The organism is Pedobacter frigoris (assembly GCF_005116445.1).
Lineage (GTDB): Bacteria > Bacteroidota > Bacteroidia > Sphingobacteriales > Sphingobacteriaceae > Pedobacter > Pedobacter frigoris.
This window is the reverse complement of record NZ_SWBQ01000002.1, coordinates 751,784-778,159: the sequence shown is the minus strand read 5'-3', so window position 1 is coordinate 778,159 and position 26,376 is coordinate 751,784. Positions and strand designations below refer to the sequence as shown.

Annotated in this window: 25 protein-coding genes; 21 read left to right on the top strand and 4 right to left on the bottom strand. The window is 39.4% G+C overall.

Annotated features, from left to right (window positions below; genetic code table 11):
- Complete coding sequence (locus FA047_RS09910; protein ID WP_136835878.1) at window positions 1-1,131, bottom strand: BamA/TamA family outer membrane protein; 1,131 nt, start codon at window positions 1,129-1,131, stop codon at window positions 1-3.
- 373 nt (window positions 1,132-1,504) lie between these two features.
- Between FA047_RS09910 and FA047_RS09905 the strand changes: the two genes are divergently transcribed.
- The 20 genes from FA047_RS09905 (at window position 1,505) to FA047_RS09810 (ending at window position 21,469) form a co-directional block, all read left to right on the top strand.
- Complete coding sequence (locus FA047_RS09905) at window positions 1,505-2,485, top strand: deoxyhypusine synthase family protein (RefSeq protein WP_136835877.1); 981 nt, start codon at window positions 1,505-1,507, stop codon at window positions 2,483-2,485.
- A gap of 252 nt (window positions 2,486-2,737) precedes the next feature.
- Window positions 2,738-4,027 (top strand): c-type cytochrome, encoded by a 1,290-nt coding sequence (locus FA047_RS09900; protein WP_136835876.1) that lies wholly within the window; start codon window positions 2,738-2,740, stop codon window positions 4,025-4,027.
- A 47-nt stretch (window positions 4,028-4,074) separates the two neighbouring features.
- Window positions 4,075-7,161, top strand: coding sequence for a TAT-variant-translocated molybdopterin oxidoreductase (locus FA047_RS09895; RefSeq protein WP_136835875.1), 3,087 nt, complete (start codon window positions 4,075-4,077; stop codon window positions 7,159-7,161).
- 32 nt (window positions 7,162-7,193) lie between these two features.
- Entirely contained in the window at window positions 7,194-8,666 is a 1,473-nt protein-coding gene (gene nrfD, locus FA047_RS09890) for an NrfD/PsrC family molybdoenzyme membrane anchor subunit (RefSeq protein WP_136835874.1), read from the top strand.
- Window positions 8,667-8,668: 2 nt separating this feature from the next.
- On the top strand, window positions 8,669-9,205 hold the full coding sequence (locus tag FA047_RS09885; RefSeq protein ID WP_136835873.1) for a DUF3341 domain-containing protein: 537 nt from the start codon (window positions 8,669-8,671) through the stop codon (window positions 9,203-9,205).
- The gene (locus FA047_RS09880) at window positions 9,198-9,806 is read left to right on the top strand and encodes a c-type cytochrome (protein WP_225872690.1); all 609 of its coding nucleotides are present in this window, start codon (window positions 9,198-9,200) and stop codon (window positions 9,804-9,806) included. Before FA047_RS09885 ends, FA047_RS09880 begins: the two co-directional genes overlap by 8 nt.
- Before the next feature lie 14 nt (window positions 9,807-9,820).
- Window positions 9,821-11,032 carry a quinol:cytochrome C oxidoreductase gene (locus FA047_RS09875; RefSeq protein ID WP_136835871.1) on the top strand — a complete coding sequence of 404 codons (1,212 nt, stop codon included), beginning with the start codon at window positions 9,821-9,823 and terminating at the stop codon, window positions 11,030-11,032.
- 62 nt (window positions 11,033-11,094) lie between these two features.
- Window positions 11,095-12,315 (top strand): cytochrome c oxidase subunit II, encoded by a 1,221-nt coding sequence (locus FA047_RS09870; RefSeq protein ID WP_136835870.1) that lies wholly within the window; start codon window positions 11,095-11,097, stop codon window positions 12,313-12,315.
- 20 nt (window positions 12,316-12,335) lie between these two features.
- A complete protein-coding gene (locus tag FA047_RS09865) occupies window positions 12,336-14,228 on the top strand; it encodes a cytochrome c oxidase subunit I (protein ID WP_205943280.1) in 1,893 nt (630 codons plus the stop codon).
- A gap of 85 nt (window positions 14,229-14,313) precedes the next feature.
- Window positions 14,314-15,378 carry a COX15/CtaA family protein gene (locus FA047_RS09860; RefSeq protein WP_136835869.1) on the top strand — a complete coding sequence of 355 codons (1,065 nt, stop codon included), beginning with the start codon at window positions 14,314-14,316 and terminating at the stop codon, window positions 15,376-15,378.
- Between the two features lie 11 nt (window positions 15,379-15,389).
- On the top strand, window positions 15,390-16,271 hold the full coding sequence (gene cyoE, locus FA047_RS09855; RefSeq protein WP_136835868.1) for a heme o synthase: 882 nt from the start codon (window positions 15,390-15,392) through the stop codon (window positions 16,269-16,271).
- A 6-nt stretch (window positions 16,272-16,277) separates the two neighbouring features.
- On the top strand, window positions 16,278-16,868 hold the full coding sequence (locus FA047_RS09850) for a cytochrome c oxidase subunit 3 (protein WP_136835867.1): 591 nt from the start codon (window positions 16,278-16,280) through the stop codon (window positions 16,866-16,868).
- Between the two features lie 30 nt (window positions 16,869-16,898).
- Window positions 16,899-17,606 carry a cytochrome c oxidase subunit 3 gene (locus tag FA047_RS09845; RefSeq protein WP_136835866.1) on the top strand — a complete coding sequence of 236 codons (708 nt, stop codon included), beginning with the start codon at window positions 16,899-16,901 and terminating at the stop codon, window positions 17,604-17,606.
- Between the two features lie 18 nt (window positions 17,607-17,624).
- Complete coding sequence (locus FA047_RS09840; RefSeq protein WP_136835865.1) at window positions 17,625-17,984, top strand: cytochrome C oxidase subunit IV family protein; 360 nt, start codon at window positions 17,625-17,627, stop codon at window positions 17,982-17,984.
- The gene (locus FA047_RS09835; protein ID WP_136835864.1) at window positions 17,984-18,691 is read left to right on the top strand and encodes an SCO family protein; all 708 of its coding nucleotides are present in this window, start codon (window positions 17,984-17,986) and stop codon (window positions 18,689-18,691) included. Before FA047_RS09840 ends, FA047_RS09835 begins: the two co-directional genes overlap by 1 nt.
- Window positions 18,692-18,710: 19 nt before the next feature.
- Entirely contained in the window at window positions 18,711-19,277 is a 567-nt protein-coding gene (locus FA047_RS09830) for a DUF420 domain-containing protein (RefSeq protein ID WP_136835863.1), read from the top strand.
- A 29-nt stretch (window positions 19,278-19,306) separates the two neighbouring features.
- On the top strand, window positions 19,307-19,561 hold the full coding sequence (locus FA047_RS09825; RefSeq protein WP_136835862.1) for a hypothetical protein: 255 nt from the start codon (window positions 19,307-19,309) through the stop codon (window positions 19,559-19,561).
- The gene (locus tag FA047_RS09820; protein WP_136835861.1) at window positions 19,545-19,943 is read left to right on the top strand and encodes a DUF983 domain-containing protein; all 399 of its coding nucleotides are present in this window, start codon (window positions 19,545-19,547) and stop codon (window positions 19,941-19,943) included. Before FA047_RS09825 ends, FA047_RS09820 begins: the two co-directional genes overlap by 17 nt.
- Entirely contained in the window at window positions 19,940-20,602 is a 663-nt protein-coding gene (locus FA047_RS09815; RefSeq protein ID WP_136835860.1) for a DUF2461 domain-containing protein, read from the top strand. The genes FA047_RS09820 and FA047_RS09815 overlap by 4 nt, the downstream gene beginning before the upstream one ends.
- Before the next feature lie 24 nt (window positions 20,603-20,626).
- Window positions 20,627-21,469, top strand: a complete 843-nt coding sequence (locus FA047_RS09810; protein ID WP_136835859.1) for an OmpA/MotB family protein — start codon at window positions 20,627-20,629, stop codon at window positions 21,467-21,469.
- Between the two features lie 40 nt (window positions 21,470-21,509).
- Here the strand turns inward: FA047_RS09810 and rfbC are convergent, their stop codons facing one another.
- Genes rfbC through FA047_RS09795 form a run of 3 tightly spaced genes read right to left on the bottom strand, consistent with a single transcriptional unit; the run spans window position 21,510 to window position 24,200 of the window.
- Window positions 21,510-22,064 (bottom strand): dTDP-4-dehydrorhamnose 3,5-epimerase, encoded by a 555-nt coding sequence (gene rfbC, locus FA047_RS09805; RefSeq protein ID WP_136835858.1) that lies wholly within the window; start codon window positions 22,062-22,064, stop codon window positions 21,510-21,512.
- A 5-nt stretch (window positions 22,065-22,069) separates the two neighbouring features.
- Window positions 22,070-22,372: a DUF4286 family protein gene (locus FA047_RS09800; RefSeq protein ID WP_136835857.1), complete on the bottom strand. Its 303-nt coding sequence runs from the start codon at window positions 22,370-22,372 to the stop codon at window positions 22,070-22,072.
- A 16-nt stretch (window positions 22,373-22,388) separates the two neighbouring features.
- A complete protein-coding gene (locus FA047_RS09795) occupies window positions 22,389-24,200 on the bottom strand; it encodes a tetratricopeptide repeat protein (RefSeq protein ID WP_225872689.1) in 1,812 nt (603 codons plus the stop codon).
- A gap of 142 nt (window positions 24,201-24,342) precedes the next feature.
- Between FA047_RS09795 and FA047_RS09790 the strand changes: the two genes are divergently transcribed.
- Entirely contained in the window at window positions 24,343-26,322 is a 1,980-nt protein-coding gene (locus FA047_RS09790) for a S9 family peptidase (protein ID WP_225872688.1), read from the top strand.
- Window positions 26,323-26,376: the final 54 nt, after the last annotated feature.

Below are 26,376 nucleotides of genomic sequence, written 5' to 3'. Positions count from 1 at the left end.
TTAAAACGCCTCCGCCAGACTGATGTAAAATCCGGTCTGGCGTTTTTCATTTGCACGCTTTTCGCCGATACCATAATCTACACGAACGCTCAATCCTTTTTCAGGATCAAAGAAATACCTTCCTCCTGCACCATACGAAGGCTTGAAGCTTTTTAAGGAAAGATCGCCATTGTCGAAAACTTGTCCGCCGCCACCAAATACCGCCAATCCAAAACGGTTATTGTATCGATACCTTAGTTCTGCTTGTGCGGCAAGCAGGTTGCGTTCTCTATATCTACCGGTATAATAACCCCTCATCATTTCGTCATTACCCATTTGTTGTAAAAGGTAAAAGGGGGTGTTTTTGCCTTGAACAGTATTGAACATACCATGTACACCGAGCACAAATTTGGGCGACAGCGACCAGAAATTGCGAATGTTGGCTTTGATTAAACTTCCCGTGAAGTTTTCCCCGCCCCAGAAATCGGGAGCGTATTGGTAGGAAATTTTCGCCATCATACCTTTTGTAGTATAATTATTGGAGCTTCTGGTATCGTAGGTTTGGGAAACGCCAGCATAAACAACAGATCCGCCAAATTTATGAACTATAGACTGGTCAGTGCTGAATATTCCGCCGACTTCTTTATCTGTGAAATGGTAATTTTCGAAACCTACTGAAAATCCGGTATACATATTCTGCCAAAACCGCTTTTCGGCCTCCAGAACCACTTTGATATAATCCTGCACTAACCTGTCTTTATCTGCCTCAATGGTTTCGTTGCCTATGCCGAAAAAATCAAAGGGCATTTTCCTAAAACGTACTTCGGCTATATAATGATGCTTATTCTTTTTTGTCCAGATGTCGCTTTTGAGAGAAATGTTGTACTGGCTTTTGGTGGAAACTGAAACCAGTCCGGAGAAATTTGAGCTCCTGTTTGTCAGGTCTTTTCTGTCTAAATATGCCGAATAAAGTATTCCTGCACCAAATTCAAGACCTATTTCCTGAGAATACCTTAAAATTGGCACTGGCATAAAACTCGCTCTGCGTGAAGAATCTGTCTTATTAGAAAGATAGCGATCAATAAATTTGTTTTGTCCCAACACATTCGCAGCTATCAAAACCAAAGTGGTGCATAGCGAAATTTTCTTCATAGGCCTAAAATAGCAGAAAGTTTTAGTTATTCGTTCAGCCAAGCAAGTTTAAGGCCATTAATTGAGTAATTACTGATTTCATACCAGATAGTTTATGTCTGGCTTGGATCAAGGTGCATGTGTGAGCATATTGAGAATATAATAAATGCAGGGTAAGTGCACCTTTTTTCTAGTAAAAGGTGCACTCACCCTGCACTCATGGTGCAGTCATGGTGCACTCACCTTAAGGTAGGTTAGCACAAATCCGTATTCAAATATATTCCAGGATTCTCATGATTACTGATGTTGTAATTAGGTGTTAGCCCTATTCTTTTTATGGAAGCTCTAATTAAATAGCTATTTTTGCGGCAAAGCAATAAAAATATAGATTAAGATGAGTACAACAAGAGGACCTATATCTCAATTCATGGAGCGCAATTATCTCCATTTTAATGCTGCGGCAATGATGGATGCGGCCAAAGGATATGAAACACATTTAGATGAAGGTGGTAAAATGATGATCACACTTGCCGGTGCGATGAGTACCGCAGAGCTGGGTATTTCATTGGCAGAGATGATCCGTCAGGATAAAGTAGCCATCATTTCATGTACCGGTGCAAACCTGGAAGAAGATATCATGAATCTTGTTGCGCATTCACATTATAAAAGAGTGCCTAACTACCGTGACCTGAGTCCTCAGGACGAGTGGGATTTGCTGGAAAATCATTATAACCGCGTTACCGATACCTGTATTCCTGAGGAAGAGGCTTTCCGCAGGTTGCAAAAGCATATCCATAAAATCTGGAAAGATGCAGATAATGCCGGCGAGCGTTATTTTCCTCATGAATTCATGTACAAAATGTTGCTGAGCGGTGATCTGGAACAATATTACGAAATCGACCCTAAGAACTCATGGATGCTGGCTGCGGCAGAAAAGAACCTGCCAATCGTAGTGCCGGGATGGGAAGATTCTACTATGGGCAATATCTTTGCTTCCTACGTGATGAAATCTGAACTGAAAGCAACCACGATGAAAAGCGGTATTGAGTACATGGGCTGGCTGGCAGATTGGTATATCGCCAATAGTGAAGGCAAAGGAATCGGCTTTTTCCAGATTGGAGGAGGTATCGCAGGAGATTTTCCTATTTGTGTAGTGCCGATGCTTTACCAGGATATGGAAATGGAAAACATTCCTTTCTGGAGCTATTTCTGTCAGATCTCAGATTCGACTACTTCTTACGGATCTTACTCAGGTGCAGTGCCTAACGAGAAGATTACCTGGGGTAAATTAGACATACATACACCGAAATTCATAGTAGAATCTGATGCGACAATTGTCGCTCCTCTGATCTTTGCATGGATCCTAAAAATGTAATTTAAATAAACAAGTCTTACCGAAATTGGGAGACAAATAAAAGATCAGCAGTTTTTTAAAAATTGCTGATTTTCTTCGTTTAAAGCATAAAAAACGAACTATTTAGATTGATTATAAATTGTATTTACTGTCATTTATTTGTCATTGGTAAGTTAATAAATTTTACTTTTGTGGACGTTTTGGTGGAGAACCTAAGTTTAAACATCAAATACGTTTTATAAGTTTTTTAAAAAATAGCATAAAATACTCATTATGAGGGATATCTCATTGATCGTTAGAAGAGTTTGGAAGTCGGCATTCATGTTTACGGCTCTATCTGTTTTAATCGTTTCTGGAACACAGGCACAAGATGTAGTAGAGGGCCGCAAGTTATTTAAGGATAATTGTGGGTCTTGTCATACTTTGGATCGTAACAGTACTGGTCCTGCATTAACTCCTAAATTGACTGAACTTGATGAAGCTTTTGCGATCAAATGGATCAGGAACTGGAAAGAGTTGGTTGCGTCAGGTGATCAGCAGGCAATAGAGGCAGCAAAGTTTTCTCCTGCGGAGATGACTACGTTTCCACGTTTGACCGATGATCAGATTAAAAACATCATCGCTTACTCTAAAGCGGGTGAACCTAAAAAAGAAGGTGATGCGGCTTTATCTGCAGCAGCAGGGTCAGACGAAGTTTCTGATTTTTCAATTGCTGGTATCGCAGCCATCATTATCATTTCAATAGTTATATTGGTAGTATTAGGTCGCGCTATCAAAATGTTGGAGCGTCTGATCTTGAAGAGACAAGGCGTAGAGTTGGCTGAAGAAGTGCCATTTAGCACAGGTATCAAGCATTTGTTTAAGAACAAGAAATTTGTATTCTTCTTTATACTGTGTGTAATCGTATGCTTAGGTTCATTTGGTTGGATGGGTATGTGGGAAACAGGTGTTCATACAGGTTATCAGCCGGTACAGCCAATTAAATTCTCACACGAACTACACGCAGGTACAAACAAGATAGATTGTCAGTACTGCCACACTGGAGCATTCAAGTCTAAGAATTCAACCATTCCTTCAATGAATGTTTGTATGAACTGTCACAAATCAGTACAGGCTACGGAGAAATATGACGGAGAGATCTCTCCTGAAATCCAGAAGATCTACAATGCTGTTGGTTATGATCCTGCGACAATGTCTTACGACAAGTCTAAAGAAAAACCAGTGGAGTGGGTACGTGTACACAATCTGCCTGACTTTGCTTATTTCAATCACTCACAACACGTTGTAGTTGGTGAAGAGGCGATCAGAAAAGAAAAAGGTTTACAGCCAAATGAGCCGGTATGTTTTGCATGTCACGGTCCGGTTGATACGATGGAAGAGATTTATCAGTACTCTCCACTGACCATGAAATGGTGTGTTAACTGTCACAAAGATACCAAGCTGGAGGTTAAAGGAAATGCATTCTATGATAAGGTTATAGAAGCGCATGAGAAAATCAAAAAAGGCGAAAAAATTACGCCGGCTGCTTTGGGTGGTTTAGAGTGTGGTAAGTGCCACTATTAATTAGAGTTTAATAAAAAGAACGTTCGATAAACAGTAATATAGCTTAAATGGAAAGCAATAAAAAATACTGGAAAGGCTTAGAAGAGTATAAAAACACTCCGGATTTTGTTGAAAACAACAAGAACGAATTTGCTGAGCCCCTTCCAATTGAAGATGTTTTAAATGAAGCAGGATTAAGTACAGTAACTCCGCGCCGTGACTTTTTAAAAGCGTTAGGCTTTGGGTTAGGTGCAGTTACACTGGCTGCTTGTCAGACAGCTCCTCTTCATAAATCAATCCCTTACGTAATTAAACCTGAAGAAGTAGTTCCTGGTATACCTAACTACTATGTGTCAAGTTTTAATGGTCAGAGTGTTTTGGTTAAAACCAGAGAAGGTCGTCCTATTAAGATTGAACCAAATCCAAATGCAGGTGTATTCAATTCCGGTACAGATGCACAGACTCAGGCTTCAGTTTTAGATTTATATGATGTATCTAAACTAAAATCTCCTGTATTAGATAAAGCAGAGGTTAACTGGTCTAAAGTTGATGAGTTTGTAAAAGGTGAACTGAATAAAGCCCAGGCTTCAGGAAAGAAAATCCGTGTTATTTCATCTTCAGTAAACAGCCCATCTTCTAAAGCTGTTATTGCTGATTTTATTACTGCATACCCAAATACTAAACATGTTCAATATGATGCTGTTTCTTATACAGGTATCATCAAAGCAAATGAAAACAGTTTTGGTAAGGCAGTAGTTCCTAAATATAATTTTGATAAAGCTGACCTGATCGTAAGTTTCGGTGCAGACTTTTTGGGTACATGGATCAGCGGTGAAGAGTTTACTGCCCAGTATGTATCTAACAGGGATGCTAAATCTTTGAAAGCAGGAAAAATGTCACGTCACTTCCAGTTTGAGGCTGGTATGAGCTTAACGGGTACTAACGCAGATACACGCGTTCCGGTTAAGTTATCTGAAGAAGGACCTGCATTGATCACTTTATATAATGCAATCACAGGAAATACTTTGGCTGGCGGAACATTGCCTAACAATGTAACTGCTGATAAAGCACTTAAGCTTGTAGCTAAAGAGTTACTTCAGAATAAAGGAAAAGCATTAGTAGTTTCAGGTTCAAATGATGTATCTACCCAGATTTTGGTAAATGCGATCAACTCTGCAATCGGTAGCTACGGTACTACAATAGATCTTGACAATCCTTGCAAGCGTTACGCAGGTAACGATGCTGAGTTTGCTGAGTTCATCAATGAAATGAACAGAGGCGAAGTTGCAGCTGTTTTCATTTTAGACAGCAATCCTGGTTATGACGCACCAAATGCAAAAGCATTTGCTGATGGATTGGCAAAAGTAGGTTTGAGAGTTTCATTCTCAGACAGAAAAGATGAAACTGCTTCACTATGTAATGTAATAGCAATCAACCACAACTATTTAGAGTCATGGGGTGATGCAAATGCATACGAAGGATATTATTCAATCGTACAGCCAACAATCAACCCGGTATTCAACTCTCGTCAGGCTGAAGAAAGTTTATTGATCTGGTCTGATGCACCGGTTAAAGAATACTACCAGTATGTACGTAACAACTGGGAGAAAACAATTTTACCTGCATTGGGTAAAACGTGGAAAGATGTATTGCAAACAGGAGTTTTTGCAGCTACAGCTAAGCCAGCAGGTGCTTATACATTTGGTTTATCACTTACAGCTGTAATTCCTTCTATCCTAAATAACAGCAAAGCATTAGCTAAAGATATCGAGTTGCAGGTTTACGAAAGCATCCCGATGCGTGATGGTAAACATGCAAACAATGCATTCCTTCAGGAATTACCTGATCCTGTTTCTAAAGTAACATGGGATAACTACATCGCACTTGCGCCTAAGTTTGCTGAAAAATTAGGTTTCAAAGAATTTGATGTAGTTTCTGTTAAGGATGATAGAGGTTATACTATTGAATTGCCAGTGCTGATTCAGCCAGGACAAGCTCAGGGTACAGCTTCAATCGCTTTAGGTTACGGACGTACTAAGGTTGGTAAAGCAGGTGACGGCGTAGGTCAGAACGCTTATCCATTTGTAAGCTTTACAAACGGCACCACTAAATATGCGACTACAGTTAAGTTAAGCGGCACAGGAAAGAGAGAAGAACTTGCTCAAACGCAAACTCACCACTCTTTTGAAGGTAGAAATATCATTCGTGAGACCACTTTCACAGAATACAAAAAAAATCCGGCAACTGGTTCAGGTAATGAGCACGGTAAACATAAATCATACGATCTATGGGATAAATATGAGAAACCAGGTAACAACTGGGTTATGGCAATCGATTTGAATGCTTGTACTGGTTGTGGGTCTTGTATTGTAGCTTGTAACGTAGAGAACAACATTCCTGTTGTAGGTAAAGAAGAAGTACGTAAGCGCAGAGAAATGCACTGGATCCGTATCGATCGTTACTACAGCTTCAACCAGGAGAATGATGGTCATGATGATCATGCAGCTCATGGTGCACACGGACACAGCAATGGTATCAATTCGGTAACTAAAGAGAAGGAAATTGCGGATCTTACAGAAGATAAGATGAATAATGTTTCTGTAGTTCACCAGCCGATGCTTTGTCAGCACTGTGATCACGCACCTTGCGAGACTGTATGTCCGGTATTGGCGACAGTACACTCGTCAGATGGTTTGAACCATATGGCTTACAACCGTTGCGTAGGTACACGTTACTGCGCGAATAACTGTCCATATAAAGTACGTCGTTTCAACTGGTTTAACTACTGGAATGATTCACGCTTTGACAACTACCTGAACAATGAGTTCACTCAGCTGGTATTGAACCCTGATGTAACTACGCGTTCAAGAGGGGTTATGGAGAAATGCTCAATGTGTATCCAACGTATTCAGGCAGGTAAACTGCAGGCTAAGATTGAAAAGCGTCCGTTGAAAGATGGCGATATCAAAATGGCTTGTCAACAAGCTTGTTCCGCAAATGCAATCATATTTGGTGACGGCAACGATCCTAACTCAGAAGTATCTAAAGCATTGCGTAGTGAGCGTATTTACTATGTTTTGGAAGAGATCAACGTACAACCGGGTATAGGTTATATGACAAAAATTAGAAATACAGATACAACAGTACAAGCGTAAGAGCGTAAGCTGATATTAAAAGAACATAAATTATGTCAGGACATAACGAATCAATATTAAGAGAACCATTAATTACCGGACAGGATATCACGTATGCAAAAATTACGGATGATATTTTGATGCCAGTAGAAAATAAGCCTAACAGGGCATGGTGGATAGGATTTATACTTTCACTTTGTGGTGCCACACTTTGGGTAGTAGCTGTAGGTTACACCTTCTGGTTTGGTATCGGAGCATGGGGTTTGAATAAAACAGTAGGCTGGGCATGGGATATCACCGGTTTCGTATGGTGGGTAGGTATCGGTCACGCAGGAACACTAATCTCTGCGGTACTATTACTTTTCCGTCAGAATTGGCGGAACTCCATCAACCGTTCTGCAGAGGCAATGACAATTTTCGCCGTTATTTGTGCGGCAACATATGTAGTATCCCACATGGGCAGACCTTGGTTAGCTTATTGGGTACTTCCTTTACCAAATCAATTCGGATCACTATGGGTTAACTTTAACTCGCCATTGGTTTGGGATATGTTTGCGATCTCTACTTACTTCTCGGTATCATTGTTATTCTGGTATACAGGTCTATTGCCTGATATCGCAACTATCCGTGACCGTGCAACAGGTGTAAGACGTAAAATTTATTCAATTTTCTCATTCGGATGGAATGGTAACGTAAAAACATGGCAGCGTTTTGAGGCGGTTTCCTTGATCTTAGCTGGTATTTCAACTCCACTTGTACTTTCCGTACACACGATTGTATCCATGGACTTTGCTACCTCGGTAATTCCGGGATGGCATACAACGATCTTCCCTCCTTATTTCGTGGCAGGGGCAATCTTCTCAGGATTTGCGATGGTATTGACCTTATTATTGGTAGCGCGTAAAGTATTGGGATTAGAGAACTACATCACCATGTTCCACATTGAATCGATGAATAAGATCATCATTCTGACGGGATCTATTGTAGGTGTGGCTTATTTGACAGAGTTCTTTATTGCATGGTATTCAGGTTCTGAATATGAGCAATATGCATTCATCAACCGTTCGACTGGTCCTTACTGGTGGGCATACTGGATGATGATGACTTGTAACGTAATTTCTCCTCAGTTGCTATGGTTTAAAAAGATCCGTACCAATATTCCAGCTACCTGGATCTTATCTATTGTAGTAAACATAGGTATGTGGTTTGAGCGTTTTGTAATCATTGTAACTTCATTGCACCGTGATTATATTCCTTCGAGCTGGGCGATGTTCTATCCGACATGGGTTGACGTGAGTGTGTTTGTTGGGTCGATCGGAGTGTTCTTTACTTTATTCCTGTTGTTCCTGAGGGTATTACCTTCAATTGCGATAGCTGAGGTGAAGATGATTTTGAAGAGCGCCAGTGAGAAAGCTAAATTAGAGCAGATTAAAGAAGGTCATTTGGATAAAGAACAAGTAGCAGAATACGTTGAGTCTTTAGAGAAATTTGATAGTGTTAAACAAGAAGAATACGCAAAAATATAACAATGAGTAATATCAAATATATTTTAGGCAGTTTTGGTGATCCTGATGAATTGATGCATGGCATTGATAAGTTGCAGGAAAATAACATTAAGATTTATGATGTTTATACGCCAATGCCTATTCACGGCATCGAAGCTAAATTAGGGATTAAAAGATCCAGGTTAGATATACTCGCATTTTTCTGCGGAATAACCGGAACGGCATCTGCATTTGCACTGATCTATCTGACCTCGGTAGTAGATTGGAAACACAATATTGGTGGTAAGCCGGCTCTGGCACTTCCGGATTTTATTCCGATTATGTTTGAGTTGACTGTTTTGTTCTGCGCATTCAGTTTGGTAGGTTCATATTATGCATCTACACATTTGTTCCCAGGAAGAGCACCAAGAGTGATGGACCTTAGGGCTACTGATGACAGGTTCATTATTGCTATCGATGCACAACAAAATGTTGAGCATAGTAAAATTGATGGTTTATTAAAAGATGCAGGTGCTTTGGAAGTAAAGCATAATGAAAGGAAGTATATTAGCTATGAATAAGAATAAAGTAGTTTTAGCCTCATTTTGTATCCTTGCAAGTGCTGTTGTATTTTCAGCATGCAGAGATAAGCAGAGCACAGGCTTGGAATACGCAAGGAATATGTATGATCCGATTGCACTTAATCCGGATCAACCAGTTTCAACTACAAATGAAATGTTAAAGAGCTTTAAAGGGCAAACTGCACAGACTCCGCCTAAAAATACTGCTCCTGTTGGATTTGTAGAAGATGATATTTATCCAAATACTAAAGAAGGTTTTGAAGCAGCAGGTGTTAACCTGGTAAATAACATGCCTTTGACAGAAGCGAATTTATTAAAAGGAAAGCACCTCTACATCGTTATGTGCGGACCTTGTCATGGTGAAAAGGGTGATGGTCAGGGCCATTTGGTTAAGATTGAAAAATTCAGCGGTGTTCCTTCATTCCACGATCCTTTGAAAGAATCGTCAAGAGGTGGCCTGATGAAAGATTTATCAGCAGGAAAGATTTATCATACCATTAAATATGGTGTTAACATGATGGGTTCTTATGCCTCTCAGTTGTCACCTGATGAAAGATGGAAAGTGGTATTGTACGTACAAGAATTACAAAAAGCAAAATAGTAAAGAAGAAATAAATGGGAACTCATAATTATAATTTAACTGAGCAGTTTGAGTTTACAGGTAAAGCAAAAACTTTAAGCATCGTCGCTATCGTAGTAGGGATTGTAGCTATAGTTTTAGGCTTTGTTCAAGGGGCGCATGAGCGTACTTTTGCTAACCTGTTGCTAATGGCTTATTACTTCGCTTGTGTTTGTATGTCCGGCGCATTCTTTTTAGCCGTTCAGTTCGTAGCACAGGCAGGATGGTCTGCTTCAATACTACGCGTACCTCAGGCTATGGCAAAGACATTACCAATTGCAGTAGTGATTTTAATCGCTGTCATAGGACTTGGTTTATACACACACAACTTATATCATCACTGGCATGCAGATGGTCTTACTGACCAGAACAGCGCGAATTATGATAAACTAATCGATGGTAAATCTGCATTTTTAAATGTGCCTTTCTTTATGGCACGTCAGGTGATCTTTTTAGGAGTGTACTGCATATTTGCTGTATTACTTGCTAAATTGTCTAATAACGAAGATTTAGAAGGAGGGTTAAACTCTTACAGAAAGAGCTTTAAATACTCATGTATATTTTTAGTAATCTACGGATTCACTACTCCAATCTTTGCTTTTGATACCGTGATGTCCTTAGAGGCACACTGGTTCTCTACCATGTTTGGATGGTATAACTTCGCTGCAATGTGGGTGAGCAGTTTGGCTACTATTGCTATCATCATCATTCTTTTGAGAAAATCAGGTTACATGAGCTGGGTAAATAATAGTCACCTTCACAACTTGGGACAGTTTATCTTCGGATTCTCTATCTTCTGGACTTACGTTTGGTTTGCTCAGTTTATGCTGATCTACTATGCGAACATACCTGAAGAGACTGTTTATTTTTACAAAAGATTTGAGCACTATGAGTTCTGGTTTTATTTGAACCTGATACTTAACTTCCTGTCTCCGGTATTGCTGTTGATGGACAGAGATAACAAAAGACAAGAGAATATATTGTTAACCGTATCTATTATTGTATTGTGCGGTCACTGGGTTGATTATTATCAAATGATCATGCCGGGAACTGTTGAAGAACACCATAAGTTTGGATATATTGAAATCGGTACGGCCATTGGTTTTGTAGGATTGTTTACCTTTACCGTATTAAATGCGTTGAGTAAAAAGCCTTTGATTGCAAAGAACCATCCGTTTTTACAAGAGAGTTTAAATCACCACTTGTAATTGGTGGATAGCATAAATAAATAATAGTATAGTAGAAGTACAGTGTTACTACTTTTAAGGAAATGAGTTTAAGAAAATTTATAAGTAATAAAACAATAGCGGCACTAGCAGTGATTGTAACTGCGTTTGCAAGTACAAGTGCATTTGCACAGGAAGCTGCCGCTGCGAAACCAGTTGACATGGGGCCGGTTTATAAATCGGTGATTTTTTACACCATGGCATTCTTACTGCTTTGCTTGTTCATCGCAATCATAGGTAAAGCACTAAAGGTATATGAATTGACCCGTGAGGCTCAGGACAAACCAAAAGGAATCAACTGGGATACAGTAAACGGAGTACTTTTTGCATTATTCCTTATTGTAGGTTTGTATGGTGTTTACTGGGAGTATACAGTACATGGTAACATGATCCTGCCTGAAGCAGCATCTGAGCATGGTAAGAAAATTGACCAGATGTTCAACATCACATTGATCATCACGACAATCGTATTTATCCTGACGCACATTGTGCTATTTGCCTTTGCTTATGTTTACAGATATACTGGTAAAAGAAAAGCTTACTACTACCCACACAACAATGCATTAGAGCGTCTTTGGACAATCATTCCTGCTGTTGTGTTAACAGTATTGGTACTGATGGGTTTCCTTACCTGGAGATCAATATTCTATAAAATTCCTGATCCTAATAACAAGCCATTGAGCATTGAGATCACTTCATCTCAGTTTGCATGGGCTATCCGCTATGCAGGTGCTGATGGTGTGGTAGGAGTGAAAAACTACAAACTGATCACTTCTGAAAATGCTTTGGGTATCGACTTTAAAGACAAGAATACATTAGATGATCAACTTGCTGAGGAAATGGTAATTCCTGTGAATAAGCCAGTTCGTTTGATCCTGACCAGTAAAGATGTTTTGCATAGTTTTTATATGCCTCACTTCAGAGTACAATTGAATACCGTACCTGGTATGACTTCTTATTTTGAATTTACGCCTACCATCACCACAGAGGAGATGAAGACTAAGACAAATGATCCTAAGTTTGAATATTTGTTCCTTTGTGCTAAAATCTGCGGTGAAGGTCACTACAAAATGCAGAGAAAAGTAAGAGTTGTTTCGCAACAGGAATATGATACCTGGGTTGCACAGCTGCCAACATATTTAACTGACGATTTGAGAAAGCAATTTAACATGCCTGTAACTGCTGCTCCTGCAACAGCACCAGCCGATACAGCAGCAAAAGATACTTCTGCAGTTAAGACAAATCAAATAGCTTTAAAAAAATAATAATACTGGAATAGCACATTATGTCAACTATATCATTACACGATACACATAACCACGATAGCCATGATGATCATGGACATCACAAAGAGACTTTTTTAACGAAGTACATCTTTAGCCAGGATCACAAGATGATCGCAAAGCAGTTCCTGATAACTGGTATTATCATGGCTGTAATAGCAATGGGCTTATCCATATTGTTCCGTTTACAATTGGCTTGGCCAGACAAAAGCTTCCCTATCCTGGAGACATTTTTAGGAAAATGGGCTGAGGGAGGAAGGATTAAACCTGACTTTTATCTGGCTTTGGTGACGATACACGGTACCATTATGGTATTCTTTGTATTGACTGCAGGTTTGAGTGGTACGTTCAGTAACTTATTGATCCCTCTTCAGTTGGGTGCAAGAGATATGGCATCGCCATTCCTTAACATGCTTTCATACTGGTTCTTCTTTACGGCTTGTGTGATCATGATGGGCTCATTCTTTATTCAGACTGGTCCGGCAAGTGCGGGATGGACTGTATATCCTCCTTTATCTGCTTTGCCTACGGCAATTAGCGGTTCAGGTTTGGGTATGACCATGTGGTTGATCAGTATGGTTCTCTTCGTTGCATCATCTTTGATGGGTGGTATCAACTATGTGAGTACTGTATTGAACATGCGTACAAAAGGTATGGATTTATGGAAAATGCCATTGACAATCTGGGCATTCTTCCTGACAGCTATTTTGGGTATATTATCATTCCCTGTTCTTGTAGCAGGTGTGGTATTATTGATCTTCGACCGTAGTTTTGGAACAAGTTTCTACTTGTCTGACATCGTTATGGGTACTCAGGTATTGCCTAATGAAGGTGGGTCGCCAATTTTATGGCAACACTTATTCTGGTTCCTTGGTCACCCAGAGGTATATATAGTAATTATGCCTGCATTGGGTATCTCGTCTGAGGTAATCTCTGTAAACTCAAGAAAACCGATCTTCGGTTACCATGCAATGATTTATTCATTGATCGGTATCACTATACTTTCGTTTATTGTATGGGGTCACCACATGTTTGTAACGGGTATGAACCCGCTATTAGGTGGTGTGTTTATGATCACTACTTTGATCATTGCTGTACCTTCAGCAGTTAAGACTTTTAACTACCTGGCTACATTATGGAGGGGTAATATCAAATTTACACCTGCGATGCTTTTTGCAATTGGTTTGGTATCTTTCTTTATCTCTGGTGGTTTGACCGGTATCTTCTTAGGAAATGCTTCATTGGATATTAACTTACATGATACTTACTTTGTTGTTGCCCACTTCCACCTTGTAATGGGATCTGCGGCAATATTTGGTATGCTTGCGGGTGTTTATCATTGGTTCCCTAAAATGTTCGGAAGAATGATGAGTAGCAAATTGGGTTATCTGCATTTTTGGTTGACATTTATTGCGGCTTACCTGGTATTCTTCCCATTACACTTCTTAGGACTTGATGGTGTACCTCGCCGCTACTATGCATTTACTGAATTTGAGTTCATGCAGAAATGGTTAACAGTAAACGTATTCGTAACATGGGCAGCTATATTCGGAGCATTAGCTCAGGTAGCTTTCTTATGGAACTTCTTCTATTCGATTTTCAGAGGCAAGAAAGCGCCGCAAAATCCTTGGGGAGCAAATACATTGGAGTGGACTACTCCTGTAGAACACTTGCATGGTAACTGGCCGGGAGAGATCCCTACAGTATACCGTTGGCCATATGACTATAGCAAGCCAGGTGCTGAAGAAGACTTTATTCCACAGACTGTACCTTTCTCTCAGACGATGAGTTCTAATATGCCTCATGATTTTGAAGGTGATGTAGAATCAGAACGCATCCAAAGAGAATGGGAAGCAAATAATAAAGCTGCTGACGATACAGAAAAATTAGACTAATTCATAGTTTATAATAGAATGGGGTATCTGCAGTAGGTAAGTACTTACAACAGATACCTCATTTTTTTTAACTCAAATACACACCATGGTTCCTAAATCTGAAAAGAGATTTATCAGGCTAAACCTCATTACTATAGTTGTTACCTTATTGCTGATATTGGCAGGGGGAATCGTACGTAGTACTGGTTCTGGTATGGGATGTCCGGATTGGCCTAAGTGTTTTGATCAATATATTCCCCCGACCCATGCTTCTCAACTTCCTGCTGATTATAAAGAAAAGTATGTTTCAGAGCGTGTAGCGAAAAATGAACGTTTTGCGAAGACGCTGGAAAGGATGGGCAAAGCTCATTTGGCAGATAGTATCAGGCATGATGAATCTATACTGCTTCCGGAGACTTTCAATGTGGCCAAGACCTGGACGGAATACATCAACAGACTAATGGGTGCAATAACAGGTTTTCTTTTATTGGGACTGGTGGTCTATTCTTTTGCTTATGTAAGATCAGCAAAGCGGGTGGTGGTATTGAGTTTTGCAAATTTAATCATAGTTGGGTTTCAGGCATGGCTGGGATCTATTGTAGTTTCTACCAATCTAATGCCATGGATAGTTACGGTTCATATGCTTCTTGCACTTGTAATTCTGGCGATCCTGGTATATACCTATAATTATACTCAGCAGCTACATAGGCAAACTACAGTAGTTATGGCGAAGGTAAACTGGCTGAAAGTAATTATTTTTGTTGCTATTTTAGGAAGTGTCTTTCAGATCGTTTTAGGAACGGAAGTTCGGGAGGCTATTGACGCAATTGCGAAAAACCTTCAATATACTGGTCGGGCAAAATGGGTTGAGATGGTTGGTAAAACTTTTTCATATCACAGGGATCTGGCGATGTTTGTGCTGATATTAAACATCATCATCTACAAATTGGTAAAAGATAGATTTAGTGGGAAGGCAACGGCTTTGATGGTCGCTAACGGGATCGCAATTACATTGATCATTCAGATTGTAACCGGGTTATTATTGTCTAACTTTGCACTGCCTCCATACGCACAGGCATTACATATTTTATTTTCTACCCTGTTGTTTAGTTTACAATATTATCTGTATTTGCTGGTTTACAGAACAGATACTTATCATCAGGGACATTAATCGTATATAATTTGAAACAGTTTTTAGCAGATTTCTCTAAGCTCATAAAATTCAGACTAACGTTTCTGGTTGTGTTTTCTGCGTCGGTTACTTTTCTGATTGGATCGAAGGTTTCCATCGGAGGGGGAGAAGCGCCAGGAATAGACTGGATAAACTGGCTGATACTAATCGTTGGAGGGTTTTTGGTGACTTCTGCTGCCAATTGCTTCAATGAAGTAATTGAGGTAGATCTGGATAAGCTGATGACCCGTACTAAAGACCGTCCGATGCCTGCCGGCCACATGACCACCGGTCAGGGGCTTGTTTCCGGATTGGTTATGGGTATGCTGGGTACCTGGCTCTTAGGTAAGTTGAATATAGAGACTGGGTTGTTGTCTGTTTTTTCCATCTTCTTATATGCTTTTGCTTATACACCATTGAAACGTAAAAGTCCAATTGCAGTATTTGTTGGCGCTATTCCGGGTGCATTACCCCCGCTTATCGGATATGTTGCGGCACATGGAAGAATCGACGGTATTGCTGTGATATTGTTTTTGGTTCAGTTTGTCTGGCAGTTTCCACACTTCTGGTCAATTGCCTGGGTACTGGACGATGATTATAAAAAAGCTGGATTCAGGTTGCTACCCACCACTAAGAGAGACAAAATCAGTGCTTTTATTACGTTTTTAAGCACGTTGATCTTAATTCCTGTAAGTTTGCTACCTACTTTTTATGGGTTTGGCGGTTATTATATAGCCGGGGTATCATTGTTGGCAGGATTGGTATTTGCCTGGCTGGCGTTTAAGATGTGGATAAATATGGATTTGGCGAGTGCAAGAAAAGTAATGTTTTGCTCATTCTTTTATCTTCCGTTAGTTCAACTGGTTTTATTATTTGATTTCATTGCTAAATAGATTAAAATGGTACATACATTAAATAAACAAGATATAAATGTAGACGCTGGAGAGGATACCAAGCCTAAGAAGTTTATTATGTGGCTTTTTGTAGTTTCATCTACAATTATGTTCGGTGGCTGGACGAGCTTTTACATTGTTTTTGCTGCGTCGAAAGGGAAAGGTCATGGTTTGGTACTGCCAGATGCATTCATGTACAGTACAGGAATTATACTGGCGAGCAGTGTTTGTCTTTTCCTGGCTGCAAGAGGTCTTAGAAAGGGAGATATTAGTTTATCAAGGATTTTTCTCCTGGCTACGATGGTTTTGGGGGTCGCTTTTGGTTATGTGCAATTTGATGCATGGAAAAGTATGGTCAATACGGGTGCAGTATTGACTAATAATAATGCAGCGATATCACTGATATATATCGTATCCGGATTCCATTTATTGCACATTTTTGCAGGTTTATGTATTGTATTGAATGCCTTTGTGGGCACTTATAAAGAGATGTCTTTAGAGCAGCGGAAATACCGGATGGAAATCGCTTCTATATTTTGGCATTTTATAGATATATTATGGATATATCTGTATGTTTTTTTACTTTTGAACAGTTAGATTTTTTAACAAACTATTACTATTTACAAAATGAGTTCATTATCACAATTAGATCAGGTAAAAACTACTCCATGGAGTGGAGGCCGCTCGCCGTGGTCAGTCGAATACGGCAAAATAATGATGTGGTTTTTTCTGGTTTCTGATGCATTCACATTTTCGTCATTATTGATTTACTATGGAGCTCAACGCTTCAGTAAGTTTACATGGCCAGATCCTGATTTGGTTTTCCAGTCAGTTCCAGGCTTAGCAGATGGCGGTTATCCACTAGTATTTGTGGGTATTATGACCTTTATCCTGATCATGAGCTCGGTAACTATGGTGTTGGCAGTAGAAGCTGGCCACAGACGTTCTAAGAGAGAGGTGATCTGGTGGATGGTTGCTACTATCATTGGTGGTTTTATGTTTTTGGGCTGTCAGGCAGCTGAGTGGACTCATTTGTTCCATGAAGGTTTCGGATGGGGTAAAATACCTGATATGGAAACACTGAAACATTTGTTTACAGGTGAGGTATCTACTGTATCTGCACTTCAGTTTTCAAACTTATTCTTTACCATCACAGGTTTCCACGGATTCCACGTATTTAGTGGTGTGATCATTAATATCATCATCTTGTGCATGACTATTAACGGTACATTTGAAAAACGCGGACATTACCTGATGATAGAGAAAGTTGGTTTATACTGGCACTTTGTTGATTTAGTGTGGGTATTCGTATTTACATTCTTCTATTTGGTTTAATCATTCAAAAAAAATATTATGTCGGAAATACATACAGAACACGGACACGATGATCACGGGCATGGCGAACATGCTGGTTTAGATAAGAAAAAGATTTGGCAGGTATTTGGTATTCTATTGCTGATCACGGTAATTGAATTCATCATTGCACTTTGGGTGTTGCCAAAAGGATATATGTCTCATGGCATAGGTAACTTTGTCTACATCGCATTAACATTATTAAAAGCATATTATATTGTTGCTTATTTTATGCACCTTAAATATGAGAAGCTTGGACTTCAGTTGTCTCTAACAGTTTCATTTATTTTTATCATTTACTTTATTGTACTGATGCTTATTGAAGGTGGATATTTACACTTACATATGCCATTGGTTTAATGAAGGGAGCTTCAATAAAAAAAGTATTAATCCTGGTCACCATATTAGCGGTACCAGGATTTTTATATTATTTACTTCAGGACCAGGGGAAAAATAGGTACAAACCGCTGCCTTTTTTTGGTAAAAAAGAAGTAGGAAAGACTTTTCACTCTGTGAGAGGCAAAATGATCCCTGACACGATTTATCATCATGTGAATGATTTTAAACTGGTTAATCAAAAAGGTGATACTTTATCCTGGAAAAGCTACGAAGGCAAAATAATTGTGTTAAATGTCTTTTATACAAAAGGTGCTACCGATGGGGTTGGTTTTGCAAATAAGGCGATGAAGGCTTTCGATGCGACATATGCGCACAATAAGGCTGTTAATTTTATTGGTCTGACTATAGATCCTGTGCACGATACACCTAAGGTAATTGCAGAGTTTGCTCAGAAATTATCGGCTCAGGCAGGTAAATGGGATATTCTTACCGGTGACAGTACTCAGCTATATAACCTAATCAATAACGGTTTGATCATTGATGCCAGACAGGAGCCGGTTCGGGGAGAAATGCGATTCGTGTATAGTAATATGTTTGTGTTATTAGATACAGAACGACGTATCAGAGGATATTACGAAGCGACCAGTCAGGAAGCTTTGTCTAAATTGGATGATGAAATTAAGGTGCTATTGGCAGAACAGCTAAGAAATACCAAAGACGGGAGATAATCCCTCAAATTATAGAGATATGAATGACAAATTCTTTTTACGCTTAATCTGGATCGTTACTGCAGTAGTGCTTTTAGTCGTAATTGCACTTAAACTGGTACCACCACCTCAGACCAGACCTTCATTTATTTATATACTGCCGCATTTAATTGGTGGTATCAATGCTACGTGTTCAATTCTGCTGATTGTTTCGTTGATTTTCATAAAGAACAAGAATATTCAGGCGCATAAGGTAACTAACGTGATTACTTTCATCCTATCTGCAATCTTCCTTGTTTTTTATATTGTTTTTCATCTCTATGAGAAGGATACAAAGTTTGGAGACATAGATCACAACAATATTGTTGATGCAGCAGAACTTGCCGCGGTAGGTGCCACGCGATACATATATTTCTTCATTCTTGCTACGCACATTATTCTTGCAGTAGTGGTACTCCCTTTGATTTTGATTAGCTTTTTAAGAGGGTTTAGTATGGAAGTAGAGCGACACAAAAAGATTGTTCGCTGGGCTTACCCAGTATGGTTATACGTAGCAGTTACGGGGGTTGTGGTTTATCTGATGATCTCTCCTTATTATAATTTTTAGTCCAGATTTTCTTTCCCTATATTTGTAGCATGAAAAGGATAGCATTTGTTTTTGTTCTTATTTTGCTGCTTGCGGGTTCATCCGTTACCCCGGCAAAAGCACAATGTGCGATGTGTACTATTAGTGCAGAGCAGAGTACAAAGAATGGAAATACACAAGGTAAAGGCCTGAACTCAGGTATCCTATATCTCCTTGCAATTCCATATCTTCTCATATCCGGAATGGGTGTATTGTGGTATGTAAAGTACCGTAAAAAATCGACTGGGTATGCAGGGAACATCTAAGCTCTATGCAATAGTAAAAGGTAAATGTCCTCAATGCAGAAGAGGCGACATTTTTACCGGAAGTCTCTACGGCTTCAACATACAACGTACCAATACAATTTGCGGCCATTGCGGTTTGCGCTTTGAAATCGAGCCTGGGTATTTTTATGCAGCAATGTATGTAAGTTATGCTATGAATTGTGCTGAGATGATCACGCTTGGTGTGGCAACTTATATATTATCGGGAGGTAATCTTGAGTTCGAATCGCTTTGGCTTTACCTTACTGTGATTTTTACAGGATGCTTACTTTTGGCTCCATTTAACTATCGTTATTCCCGCGTGATTTTATTACATTGGCTCTCGCCAAAAATAAAATACAAGGCCATTTACGATAAACCATGATTAAATCAGATACACTATCTTTTATAACTGATGTAGCTCAAAATAATAACCGCGAATGGTTTGCGGAGCATAAAGCCAGATATGAAACTGCGAAGGCAGATGTATTGGCTTTTGTTGATCAGTTGATTCCCCAATTAGCAGCAGCAGATCCAGAGTTTTCTGTGGATACTCAAGCTAAAAAATGTCTTTTGAGAATCTACCGGGATGTTCGCTTTAGCAAGAACAAAGACCCTTATAAAAACAATTACGGGATTTATTTTGCGGTAAAAGGAAAGAACGTGAATGAGCCAGGCTATTATCTGCACATTCAACCAGGCGGTTGTTTTTTTGCTGCTGGTGTTTGGATGCCTGAAGCTGCCGACCTGAAAAAAATAAGAGAAGAAATAGATTACAATACTTCAGAATTTCTGGATATTATTAATGCTAAAAAGTTTAAAGATCTTTTTCAACTCAGTAAAGAAGATACCTTAAAAAATGCGCCAAAGGGGTATGAGACTGACCACCCACATATTGAACTTTTAAAGTTGAAGAGTTTTATTGCTACTTTTCCAATTAAGGATGAAGAATTTTTAAAGCCGGGAATCGTTGATAAGTTGAAAACTGCGTTTGAAGCAGTCTATCCATTTATTGTATTTTTGAGAAACGCAGTAGCGGAATAAGAATTATAAACACCAAACACACAAATGAGAAAAATCAGTTTATTTTTATTTATAGGATTGCTGGCAAGCGCATTCAGTTCTTGTGTAATCCTGTCCCCAAAGAAGTATAAAGCTTTACTGGCCAAACAAGATTCATTAAGTACCGGATGGACAGAATCACAATTGATGAATGAAAACCTTGAAAGCCTGATTGCTAAACTTCGCAAGGATACAACAGGATTGAGCAGTGCCTTAAATGACTTAAGGAATCAGTATTCTGAAATGAACACTAACTATGATAAGCTACGTAGTAACAGTTCATCAGAAATTAAAAAACTTTCGAGCGATCTGGAAAAACGTGAGCAACGTTTGAAAGAAGTAGAGGAAATTCTGCGTAAACGGGATGCCGCTACTAACCAGCTAAAGGAGAAACTTCAGCAGGCCTTACTTGGTTTTACAAAGAATGGGCTGACTGTTGAAATCAGAAATGGGAAAGTATATGTTTCGCTTACTGACAAGCTTTTATTCCCGTCGGGAAGTATCATTATAGATGAAAAAGGTAAACAGGCATTAAGCCAACTGGCAGAAGTATTGAAACAACAACCAGAAATCAATATTGCTGTCGAAGGTCATACAGACTCACAGAAGATCAATAATCTTGGACAGATCAAAGACAATTGGGATTTGAGTGTTTTGAGATCGACATCGGTAGTGCGGTATTTAACTGAGGTGAGCAAAGTAGAGGCCGTGCGCATGACAGCTACAGGTAAAGGAGAATTCCAGCCGCTGGGAGCAAACACTACAGCGGAGAGCAGAAGTAAGAACCGCAGGATTGAAATTGTATTGTCTCCGAAGCTGGATGAGTTATACGATTTGATAAAGCAATAACAGAAAAAAGCCCCGGTAAATAATTGCCGGGGCTTTTTTGCTAAAATGGACTTTTAAAATCTTTAAATAGTGGTAGTCCCAGATCTTTCTCAGAAAACAGAAAATCTTCAGAAGCTACTTCGGTGCCCCAATCGATGTTCAAGTCAGGGTCGTTCCACATGACTCCAATTTCTGAGTTTTTGTCATAGTAGTTTGTTACTTTATAAGTGAAGATAGTCTCATCTTCCAGTGTCAGAAAACCATGAAGGAATCCAGGGGGAATCCACAGTTGTTTATGGTTGTCTCCGCTAAGTACAACATTGTAGCTCTGTCCAAAAGTTGAGGAATCTTTTCGAATGTCTACCGCAATATCCAGTACACTGCCCTGGATTACACGGACCAATTTGCCTTGTGCAAATGGGTCACTCTGTGCATGCAAGCCTCTTAATGCTCCCTTTTGTGAGAAAGACTGGTTGTCCTGGACAAAGTTTCCATTGATCCCTGCTTCGGCAAATAATTTGGCACTAAAGCTTTCATAGAAATAACCGCGGTTATCTTTCCACACTTTAGGTTCAATAATAAGAAGATCTTCTATTGGGGTTTTTGTGATGTTCATAAAGGCTAAGCTACATACTCCATTAAAGTCCTGAAAGAGACAGCCTGATTTGCAAAAAGTTCTGCTGCTTCGGCTTGTAGGGCGGGTGCAAATTGTTGCTGGTAGGTTTCATAATCTTCTATGCTGTCGGCTACGTATTGGGCGCAATAAGTTACGCCTTCATTTGGAGAATCAAGAACCTTAAGCAGACGGTGAGATACAAACATGCCGGTTGCCATTACCTGTGGGATGTGGACGTCCTGCATCCACTGCAGCCAGCGGTCCGCTGATGCGTCTTCAATTATTGAGGTTACATTGTATAATAACATCTTGCAAAGATATGAACTATGTGCCAACATTGTCTCCGCGAAGTTTTCTAAAACGTTTGCGGGCTTCAGTAGTAAACATACTTCCTGGATGATCATTGATTAGTTTTTGATATTGAATTTTAGCCTGTTCAATGTCTTTTAAGCTTTTTTCATAAAGATCGGCAAGTGTAAAAAGTGCATCGTCTGCCCAAATACTTGTTGTCTGGGTTTCGGTCAGTTCCTTTAGCATTTTTACAGCGTTGCCAATGTCATTATTCTTAATGTATATCCTGGATTTGGCCATCATTATGTCATCAGGAAGACTATTGTTTGGGTAGGCAATCGCAATGCTATCTAATTTTACTAAAGCCTGTGCCGACAAGTTTCTGAACTGCAGCATTTCTGCGTCAGCATACATTTTCAGCGCATTTGAGTCGACGGCAGATTGAAGATTGTCTGATATAAGCAAGCTTAGGTTTAACGCATCATTGGCTATCAACTGTGATGTTGAAGCCTTAAGAACATCGGCCTGTGACTTTGCATAAGTAAAATTGCCCTGATAGAAGGAAAGCTTTGCTGAACGGTAATGTGCTTCATTTCCGACAGATTGATTTTCAAATTGTTTAGCTACTTGTTCATAAACAAGGAATGCTTCCCAGGGCTGTTTGTTTAAAATATAAATATCGCCAAGCTCAAGTTTCATCTCACCGATTTCCGTGTTGCTTATACCTGGGATAGCAAGAGCTGTTTCGAGAGCCTTTTCTGCATTTTCCGGTTGATTAAGATAGTATGCCTGAAGGTGGGATAGTTTTTTTAACGCAAAAACTGTTTGTGCGGTTTTTCCGTATTCATCGATAATGGAGGTGTAGGCTACAGCAAGATCTGCAATTGCCTTTTTATCAAACTGACCAGCTATTACCAGTTGATATTGCGCATCAATCATTTCTACTTTTGCCGGTAGGAAATAAGGATTTTCTTTGCCTTTACTGATGATGTATTCAAAGGTCTTTATTGCAGTAAGGTAAGCCTTGTTCGTAAGGAACGTGTTGGCCGCATTAAATAATATTGCTCCATCGTCTTTGATGCGTTTATCTTGTGCAATTAATTGACGGAGTGCCATTTCATATTCCTGTTGCTGCAGGTATTGCCAAATAAGGAGTTTGCTGTACACTTCTGTTTGAGGATCTTTTTGTATTTTCTTTAGTAACGCAGTTTGCAGTAATTGATAGTCCGCATTGTCTTCGAATACCGTTGACAGTACACTTTCGGCCTGGGGCAACAATTCCGGCATTTCGGGCAAAGCATTTACATATTCCTGAACCAGCATGTTTTTGTCCTTCTTAAACCGGTAAATGGTGAGGAGCTCATAGGTAAACATCTTATTGTTATTTAATACCTTTCGGCCCTGCAGAAAAGTAGAGACAGCAAGGTCGTAAGCTTGAAAACTATAAAACTGGTTAGCTACTTCACGGATTTTAAATTCATCTGCAGGCAGCTTGTTTAGGGTTTCCATGTACATTTTATTGGCAGCATCAGTTTGTCCTTTTTCCTGGTAAACCCTCGCGAGTGCCATGCTATACTGCAGGTTTTGGGGACTTTGCCTAATGAGTTTTTTTATGACTTTTTCGGCTTCTTCATATTTCTTCAACTTGATTAACGATGAAGCATACAAGTTAAAATAAGCATCGTTTTTTGTAGTGCTGAATAGTTTTTCTAACAGGATTGAAGCCTCCTGGTATTTGCCTTGCTGATAATATTGGAAGGCCAGTGCATCATCAATATTGTCCTGACCAAAACAAAACAGGCAGGTCATACAGCATAGAACAATCACGGTTAATTTCTTCATCATTATGTATTGATCAACGGAAATCCTAAAATAGCAATTTGCAGGTTAAAAATATCTTTATTACCATAACAATAATACTGGTGCGTATTTTAAATGTTACTCAGAATTTGTTTTCATATTTGCGGAAATATCTATTTTGAACTTTATGAACACTGAAAGCTTCAAAGTAACAATGTTGGTGTATTGCCGCTTTACAAAGTTGGTGTTGTGTAGCTTTGCAGTAGAAAATAACATGATGGTATACAAAAGATACTTTTGCCTTTTCTTAATGCTGCTGGGGCTTTCCTGCAGTCAGGGGGAGGGGGTGCGTACCATGCCGGTCGAGGATTTTTTTAAATCCCAGGACAAAGTGGGCTACAGAGTATCGCCAGATGGCAAGAACTTGTCTTATTTGAAACTTGAGGGTAAGAATCAAAATCTATATATAGAGAACCTGGAAACGGGAAAGGATAAGAAGGTTACAAAACTGAAGGAAAAAAATATCAATTTCTATTTCTGGGTGGGGAACAACGACCTTATTTATTACAAGGAAAATGGGGATGCGAGCAGGGAATCTGACATTTTTATCATTAATAAGGATGGGAGTAATGAGCGACAGTTGACTGAAAACGAAAGAAGCAGGATAAGAGTACTTGACGACCAGCTAATGGATGATAAGTATTTGTTGGTTTCATCAAATAAAAGAGATTCGACTGTTTTTGATGTTTACCGCTTAAATGTACGTGAGGGGGCGATGGTTATGGCAGCAAAGAATCCAGGTAACATCACAGATTGGATCACTGACGCTGAAGGCAAACTGAGGCTTGCGATCAGCAGTGATGGCGTGAATGAAACTGTGCTTTACAGGGCAAATGAGGCATCGGCTTTTAAACCAGTGATGACCAATAATTTTAAGACCTCCGTGCGTCCTATAGCCTTTGCTCATAATCAGCCTAATATCATTTATGCGATTTCTGATGTAAACCGTGATAAGGCCGCTTTGGTTGAAATAGATTGTAATACGGGTAAAGAAAATAAGGTTCTATTTGGTAATGATACCATCAATATAACAGATGCGCAGTATTCACGAAAAAAGCAACGGTTGTCTTTCGTTGTGTATGAGACCTGGAAAAAGGAAAAGCACTACCTGGATGACTCCGCAAAAATACTATACAACAATCTAGACAAGCTATTACCCAAGACAGAGACACGCATCATGGACAGGGATAAGGCGGAGAATGTATATCTGGTGAGAACTTTTACCGATCGCAATCCTGGATCTTATTATCTATACGTTGCCGAGACTGGTAAGCTGAGGAAGCTGAGCGACTTTAATTCGGCGATCAGAGAGGAAGAAATGTGTGAGATGAAACCTATCGTTTATACATCAAGAGATGGGCTTAAAATTCATGGATACCTGACATTACCATTGAACAAAAAAGCAGAAAACCTACCTGTCGTAGTATTGCCGCATGATGGCCCCGTGGGTCGTAATTTATGGGGGTATAACCCTGAAGTTCAGTTTTTAGCAAATAGAGGATATGCTGTTTTTCAGGTAAATTACCGTGGATCTGCGGGATATGGAAAAGCTTTTATGGCTGCCGGTTTTAAAGAATGGGGCTGTAAAATCCAGAAGGATATCAATGATGGTGTAAAGTGGCTGATCAGTAAAAAAATTGCTGATCCTAAAAGGATTGCTATTTATGGAAGCGGGTTTGGCGGGCAAATTGCGCTAACAGGTTTATATTCAGGTAAAGGAACATATGTTTGCGCTGCTTCAAACTCCGGAATTATAAATCTCTTTACCTATCTTAAATCGATCCCCCCTTATCTGAAGCCAAGCCTCCAGATGTATTATGAAATCATTGGAAATCCTTTAACCGATGTAGAACGGATGAGACAAGCTTCTCCGTTGTTTCAGGTGGATAAGATTAATTTTCCGGTATTTATTGCACATAACACAAAAAGCAGGAACATCAATTCAGGAGAAACGATTCAATTCGTAAAGAACTTACAAAAGCGTAATATCAGTGTTAATTACCTGGAGATGGAGGGAGATCCATTTCATGGGAAAAATGATGAAAGCAGGCAGAAATTTTACCTGGGTTTAGAACAGTTTTTAGAAGCTAACCTGAAAAAGAAGTAACTTAGGGCATGTCCTCAGAGAAAAAAAGCGGATACCGTAAGAGTTTTTCATTGA